Source organism: Exiguobacterium sp. SH5S13, assembly GCF_004337085.1.
GTDB classification, from domain to species: domain Bacteria; phylum Bacillota; class Bacilli; order Exiguobacteriales; family Exiguobacteriaceae; genus Exiguobacterium; species Exiguobacterium aurantiacum_A.
Map to the genome: position 1 here is coordinate 36,696 of NZ_SJUS01000028.1, position 6,212 is coordinate 42,907.

6 protein-coding genes and 1 pseudogene are annotated in these 6,212 nt (G+C 52.8%); all 7 read left to right on the forward strand.

All coding sequences use genetic code 11. The features are described from left to right. Window positions 1-10: 10 nt before the first annotated feature. Entirely contained in the window at window positions 11-2,245 is a 2,235-nt protein-coding gene (locus EVJ30_RS13045) for a VirD4-like conjugal transfer protein, CD1115 family (protein WP_131469419.1), read from the forward strand. 16 nt (window positions 2,246-2,261) lie between these two features. Next, window positions 2,262-2,504, forward strand: a complete 243-nt coding sequence (locus EVJ30_RS13050) for a hypothetical protein (protein ID WP_131469420.1) — start codon at window positions 2,262-2,264, stop codon at window positions 2,502-2,504. A gap of 16 nt (window positions 2,505-2,520) precedes the next feature. After that, the gene (locus EVJ30_RS13055) at window positions 2,521-2,928 is read left to right on the forward strand and encodes a hypothetical protein (RefSeq protein WP_131469422.1); all 408 of its coding nucleotides are present in this window, start codon (window positions 2,521-2,523) and stop codon (window positions 2,926-2,928) included. A gap of 20 nt (window positions 2,929-2,948) precedes the next feature. After that, on the forward strand, window positions 2,949-4,913 hold the full coding sequence (locus EVJ30_RS13060) for a pLS20_p028 family conjugation system transmembrane protein (RefSeq protein WP_370251007.1): 1,965 nt from the start codon (window positions 2,949-2,951) through the stop codon (window positions 4,911-4,913). A gap of 6 nt (window positions 4,914-4,919) precedes the next feature. Further along, the gene (locus EVJ30_RS13065) at window positions 4,920-5,219 is read left to right on the forward strand and encodes a DUF5592 family protein (RefSeq protein ID WP_131469426.1); all 300 of its coding nucleotides are present in this window, start codon (window positions 4,920-4,922) and stop codon (window positions 5,217-5,219) included. 1 nt (window position 5,220) lies between these two features. Then, window positions 5,221-5,841 (forward strand): hypothetical protein, encoded by a 621-nt coding sequence (locus tag EVJ30_RS13070; RefSeq protein ID WP_131469428.1) that lies wholly within the window; start codon window positions 5,221-5,223, stop codon window positions 5,839-5,841. A gap of 17 nt (window positions 5,842-5,858) precedes the next feature. Then, window positions 5,859-6,212 (forward strand): annotated as a pseudogene (locus tag EVJ30_RS13075) (type IV secretion system protein VirB4); the annotation flags it as partial.

Sequence of the window (6,212 nt, forward strand, 5' to 3'; positions counted from 1 at the left end):
TCGACAAATCATGACTCCGATAGTACAAGACGGGCTGTTGGCCGGGGCGACGATCCCAACGCTCTCACCCTCCTTGTTCTTGGAGGTGAATCTTCCCTCTTCGACCGTCTTGATCGGACTGATGGCGTTCAGTCTGTTCATCGGACTGGTCGTATTCGGCAAGATATGGCTGAACTTCCGAGATCTGCGTGAAAATCAGAAAGGAAGCGCCCGCTTCACCTCATTTGATGAATTGAAGCAACAGTACCGCCGCGTCCCGGACCGGAAGAAGCGGTATGACGGACCTGCCGGCGTCCCTGTCGGACGGGTCAAGAATGAGCTGTTCATCGATGACTCGCCCGTCAACAACCTCGTCATCGGGACGACCCGCTCCGGGAAGGGCGAGACGTTCGTCTTCTCGACGATCGACCTGTACAGCCGGGCGAAGGACCAGGCCAGCCTGATCATCAACGACCCAAAAGGCGAACTCTTCGCCGCCTCGAAGGAGACGCTCGAGCAGCGCGGCTATCAGGTCGAGGTATTGAACCTGATGAACCCGCTCCAATCGATGTCATACAACCTGTTGCAACTGACGATCGACGCATTTCTCGAGGAGAACTATTCGCTCGCCCAACAGTATGCGCGTTCGGTCGCGTTCATGTTGTACCATGACCCGAAGGCACGGGACCCGTTCTGGGCCAACTCGTCGATCGACCTGTGTACGGCGCTCATCCTCGGGCTCTGCGAGGAGGCGAAGGACACGCCGGAAAAGATCAACATGTACAACGTCGCCCTGATGCTCTCGGATCTCGGGTCGCGGACGGTCGTCACGCAGCAAGGGCAGGAAATCTCAGCACTGGACGAGTTCTTTCAGCGCTTTCCGGAGAATCACCCGGCCCGGCTCCAGTTCGCGACGCTCCACTTCTCCGGAGGCCAGACACGAGCGAGTATCCTGGCCAATACGAACGCGAAGCTCGGCATCTTCACATTGAACGGGACCGGAAAGCTGACGTCGATGAACTCGCTCGACATGCGACGCATCGGATTCAACCGTTGGATCAGTGGACGGACTGAACCTTTGACACGGCTCACGTTCATGTTCCCCGACGGGACGACCCATGCGCTCACGACGGACGACGACGGCAGCTTCATCGTATACCATACGTCACCACTCCAAATTGGGGACGTCGTTCAGATCTCGACCGACTCAAGCACTTCGACGATCCAGCTGGAAGCGCATGACGAGTTGAGTGGACGGTTCCGCTACTCCATCGACGGGACGATACAGATCCGTGAGGTGATGCACCAGCTTCGTCCCGTGGCGGTCTTCCTGATCGTCCCGGACTATGACCCGACGTTCAATGTCATCGCGTCGCTCTATATCAAACAGGTGTACACTGCGCTCGCCCGGGTCGCCTCGCAGACGAAACAAGGAAAATGTGAACGCCAGGTCGTCTTCCTACTCGATGAGTTTGGCAACATGCCGCCGATCGAAGGCATGGCCAACATCATCACGGTCTGTCTTGGCCGGAACATGCGCTTCAACCTCGTGATACAGGCCTATTCTCAGCTCGAGAACCTGTACGGCGAGGACTGGAAAACGATCGATGGCAACTGTGGGAACACACATTATCTGTTGACCGCAGACGAGTCGACCGCCGAACTGATCTCGAAGAAGCTCGGTGAGGCGACCATCGTCACGAAATCACGGTCCGGGCAGACGTTCTCGCTCAAGAAATCGAAGACGGAGAACGTGGACGGTCGCCGGCTCATGACGGCGACCGAGGTCATGGGGCTAAAGGAAGGCGAGATGCTCATCATCCGTGTCATCAAGCGTCAGGACACGAAGAAGCGGCGCATTCAGTCGTATCCGATCTTCCTGAGCGGCAAAACAGCGATGAAGTACCGCTACGAATACCTGGCGGACGATTTCGACACGGACCGCTCCCTGCATGACATCGACATCCCCTGTCGTCACGCCGGTCTCGACTTCGAGCAAATTCGTGTCCGTTTCGCCAGGGCAGAAGACGAGACGGATACGAGTGAGCAATCGAATCAGGAAGAAAAACCGTTGACGGTACGGGACGTGTTGCAGGACAGCATCCTCCGCTCGATGTTCGAGGGTCATGACATCGGAGGACTTTCCCTCCCTGAGTTCGAGACGAACCTGAACTTAGGAGTTTACGACGTCACTGACAGCCAGAAGAGCTTTTTGAGTACGATGATCGCGAAGCGACTCGAGAAACTGAAGCAAGGTACACCGTAGAGAGGAGGCCGAACCCATGGCCGAGAGTACGAGAGAGAAGCGAATCCAGAACGAATTGCGTGTCGTCGCGAGAATCATCGAGACGCAGCGCGTCCGCCTCGAACGGGGCGATGTTCTCAACATTCAGACGACCGATGGCTTTCTGACCGTCTATCAGGACGACACCTCAGACACCCCGAAAACTGTTACACTAATAGATAGGTTCGACTTCCGCGTCAATTTAAAAGTCGCGGATCTATTGAAGGGGAAAATCGTCTGACGGAGGGGTAAACGTTATGAGGAAAATCTTGATTGGTGCCCTACTCGGAAGTTCGTTGCTTTTAGCATCGTGTGGTGCCGAAAGTTCAAATTATCTTTCTACGACTTCTGTTGAAGAAATTGCAGATATTAAAACTGAGCAAGAAAGTGCATACGTTCTTGTAGACAGCGACAGTCAAGGTAATGAAGGGGCTTACGTCGATACTGTACGAGAAGTCGCCACGGAAAAAAAGAAAGACGTTCTCTTATTCAATCCATTTCAGCCTAATGGGGAAGATCTTGAAGAACGTTCTACTCAAGAACATCCTGAACTTAAAGGTGGCAGATTGTACGAGATGACTGATGGTAAAATCAGTCGTGAATTAAATGTATCTGCCCTTACAGAAGATGAATTAAAGGATCAAGTTACTAACTTCATTAAATAGCCTCTGAATGGAGGGATTCTATGGGTGATAACGAAGTCGTAAATAAGCTACAAGAGTTCACTGATATCCTTAGTCTCAGTACACTGGTACTGGATGCCCTCCGCTCAATGGGTTGGATTTTAATACGTGGCTTAGCAGTATTGATTGACGGACTTGAAAAAGTGACTGACAGCATATTACTAACGAAAACATTTTTTAATAACTCTCAAGTGGTTGAATTCGTTTCTACGATTCAACCTTTTTTGTACGTTCTTTTAGCAGCTAGCTTCTTATTCACTGGTTACCTCATCATTTTCCAAAAGAAATTTGATCGAGAAGGATTTTTAATCAATCTGTTTATCACATTGCTCATTCTCGGACTCTTATCTCCAACAATGACGCAAGTAAGTGAATTTAGTGATACTGCGATTGATTTCACAACTCAAAACTCTGACGAAAATTCTTCCAGTGAATCGATATCAAATCAGATTTTACGAGAAAACATTCATGACTTGATTGAATATGACCGAAACGATTTTCCCGGTTTGGAAGGTGAGGCTTTGAACTCTTTGCCTCAAAGTCATTTACGAAATATCGACATCAACGAGGTATTCGATAGCAATGAATTTCGCTTGGGAAGTACTGGTGAACAAATCTCTCAGTCCAAACTAACCTGGAATGGTGAAACGATGGGAACCACGAAACTCGATCAAGGTGGCGTCGAGTGGAACAACCAGTATTACTACCGTTATCAGCCGAACTGGTTGACCATCTTCGTCACGCTCGGGATCATGGGATTCACGCTTTTCTCGATCGCCTACAAACTGGCGCGCCTGTCTTTCGAGCTCGCCTTCAACTATGTCTTGGCGATCCTCGTCGCACCGGCCGACCTGCACAGTGGCCAAAAGACGAAGAAGGTCATCCAAAGCATTTTGAACACGTTTCTCGTGATCATCCTGATCTTCGTCTCCATCAAGCTGTACACGATCGGGACCGCCTATCTTGCGGAGACGTTGGATGGGTTCGCCTACCTAATCGCCCTCATCGCCTTCTCAGTCGCGCTGATTGACGGGCCGAACATGGTCGAGCGGCTGTTCGGGATCGATGCCGGACTCAAGCGGGGCTGGGGTGTCGCGCTCGGCGCCTATGCTGCCGGGAAAGGCGTGACCTCGGCCGGTGCCCACGCGGTCTCGAAGGTCGCGCGTGCCACACAAGGCGCACCGAAGATGCCATCGCTCCATGAGGCTGCGACGGCTCGGATGGCTTCGAATGCCATGCCGCAAAGTGATTCACCGCTTAGTGTGGCGACCCAAGCTTCAAAGCGGATGGACGCCGAGAGACAAACCGATCCAGATGGTGTTGCTCAGACGAATCAAACCGCAAGTCGTACTCAACCTGACCAAGACAAACCGACAAGTCCGAAGAACGCTTCGCAACCAAACAACGGTCAAGAATCCGAGTTGGAAGCGCACGGTTCTCCACACGTGAACGAAGCATCGGGCCGCACATCTCCCAAATCGGTCCATGCGACGAATCCTGAATCGAATACAGAAAGTAGACCCGATCATCAAACAACGTCACCGGAGACGCAAAGACCGGAATCACTTCACGATCATTCAAGATCTGGTCATTCTCCAAGCCCTGCTTCATCGACTCTCGAACCGGTCACCGGGTCCATCGATACCACATCCGGATCAGACAATCGTCACAATGAATCGATAGCAAGAAACGACGCGACGTCAGCGACACCTCATGAGGCACCACATTCAAACGATTCATCCTCGTCTTCGTCCTCTGCGACAGATTCGAGTGATACGGCAACAGAGAAACGCCAAGGACGCGCCCGCCGGACCATCCATCAAGAGACCGTGCTCGACGTCGAGACCGAGGTCATCGAACAGGTGCGCGAGAACCAGACATACCGTCATAGCCAGCACCATGATGAGTCGCGACGGATTTATCCGACTTCGCCGCCTAAACCTGACAACATCAAGAAAAAGGAGTGATGACCCATGCGCAAATACCGGATCCCGAACGAGGTCACGACCGAACTGAAGATCAATAAGATGCTCTATCTGCATGACTTCCTGTTCCTCGTCGGGCTCATCGTGCTCCGGCTCGTGACGCTCCCGTTCATCCCGTCGGTGCTGCACATCCCGTTCACGGTCTTCCTCGTCGTTTTCGGGCTGTTCATGGTGCTCCGGCCGGCGACGAACCCACAAAAGCGGATGGTTCACGCGCTCTACTACGCACTCGTCAAACGGAAAGACACCTATCTCGCACTCGACGCGCACACGAAAGGACGTGATTGAGATGGCTTTTATCGAGGAGTCGCTACAAGAACCGAGACGCACAGGCACCTGGCTCGACGAACAGGACGTGGTCGAGAAACGGAAAGTCAAAGACAAAGTCATCGTCAAACCGACGGTCGCTGAACTGATGCCGGTCGTCGACATCACCGGGACCGAGGCGTTCGAGATGCGGGACGGGACCTATCTCGACATGGTTCAGCTCACGTCGAAGGACATCTACTCTTTAAATGAGGAGGAGAAAGATCATGACGTGTTCTCGCTCGCCTATCTCCTGCAGGCATATACGCACCCACTCAAGGTCGTGCCGCTGAACACACCGCTCAGTCTCGAGCGGCAGAAGATCAGCATCGAACGACAGATTCGACAAAATCAAACACCGGCCTACCTGCCTTTCTTAATCAAGAAGAAGCAGGAGCTCGAATACCTCGAGGAGCATCGCACCAATCGCGATTATCTCCTCTTTTTTTATGCCGACGACGAGCGGACGTTACGCGAACGGAAGACACATCTCTCTAAACTGCTCCGCCGCTCGAACCCGATGCGCGAGCTGACGCTCGACCAGAAGGTCCATGTGCTCTATCAACTGAACAACCCGAACACGAAACCGCAACTCGACGCCTGAAGAAAGGAGTGACGCGCATGTGGCAGCGCCTGCGTGACAAGTTATCTAAACAACAGGATCCGGAGACCGTCAAAATCGAGAAAGGCTATAACCCCGACGTCATCGCCAAAATCCAGCCGCAGGGCGGTATCCGATTCGATGCCAATTTCGTCCGACTCGGGGACGGCTACCTGTCGTGCCTCCACGTCTATAAATATCAGTCGCTCGTCTATGACTACTGGCTCGAACCGATTTTGAACATGCAGGGCGTTTTGACGACGCTCGACATCGGGACGGCCGACAAGCGCGAGATCATCCAGACCATCAACAAGTCGATGGCCGAACAGAACACACGCTTCGAGAACGCGAAGGACAACATCGACCGCATCGAC

What these genes read in the sequence shown, in the direction of transcription:
- EVJ30_RS13045 (WP_131469419.1), top strand. Translation starts at nt 11, where the DNA reads ATGACTCCGATAGTACAAGACGGGCTGTTGGCCGGGGCGACGATCCCA.
- EVJ30_RS13050 (WP_131469420.1), top strand. Translation starts at nt 2,262, where the DNA reads ATGGCCGAGAGTACGAGAGAGAAGCGAATCCAGAACGAATTGCGTGTC.
- EVJ30_RS13055 (WP_131469422.1), top strand. Translation starts at nt 2,521, where the DNA reads ATGAGGAAAATCTTGATTGGTGCCCTACTCGGAAGTTCGTTGCTTTTA.
- EVJ30_RS13060 (WP_370251007.1), top strand. Translation starts at nt 2,949, where the DNA reads ATGGGTGATAACGAAGTCGTAAATAAGCTACAAGAGTTCACTGATATC.
- EVJ30_RS13065 (WP_131469426.1), top strand. Translation starts at nt 4,920, where the DNA reads ATGCGCAAATACCGGATCCCGAACGAGGTCACGACCGAACTGAAGATC.
- EVJ30_RS13070 (WP_131469428.1), top strand. Translation starts at nt 5,221, where the DNA reads ATGGCTTTTATCGAGGAGTCGCTACAAGAACCGAGACGCACAGGCACC.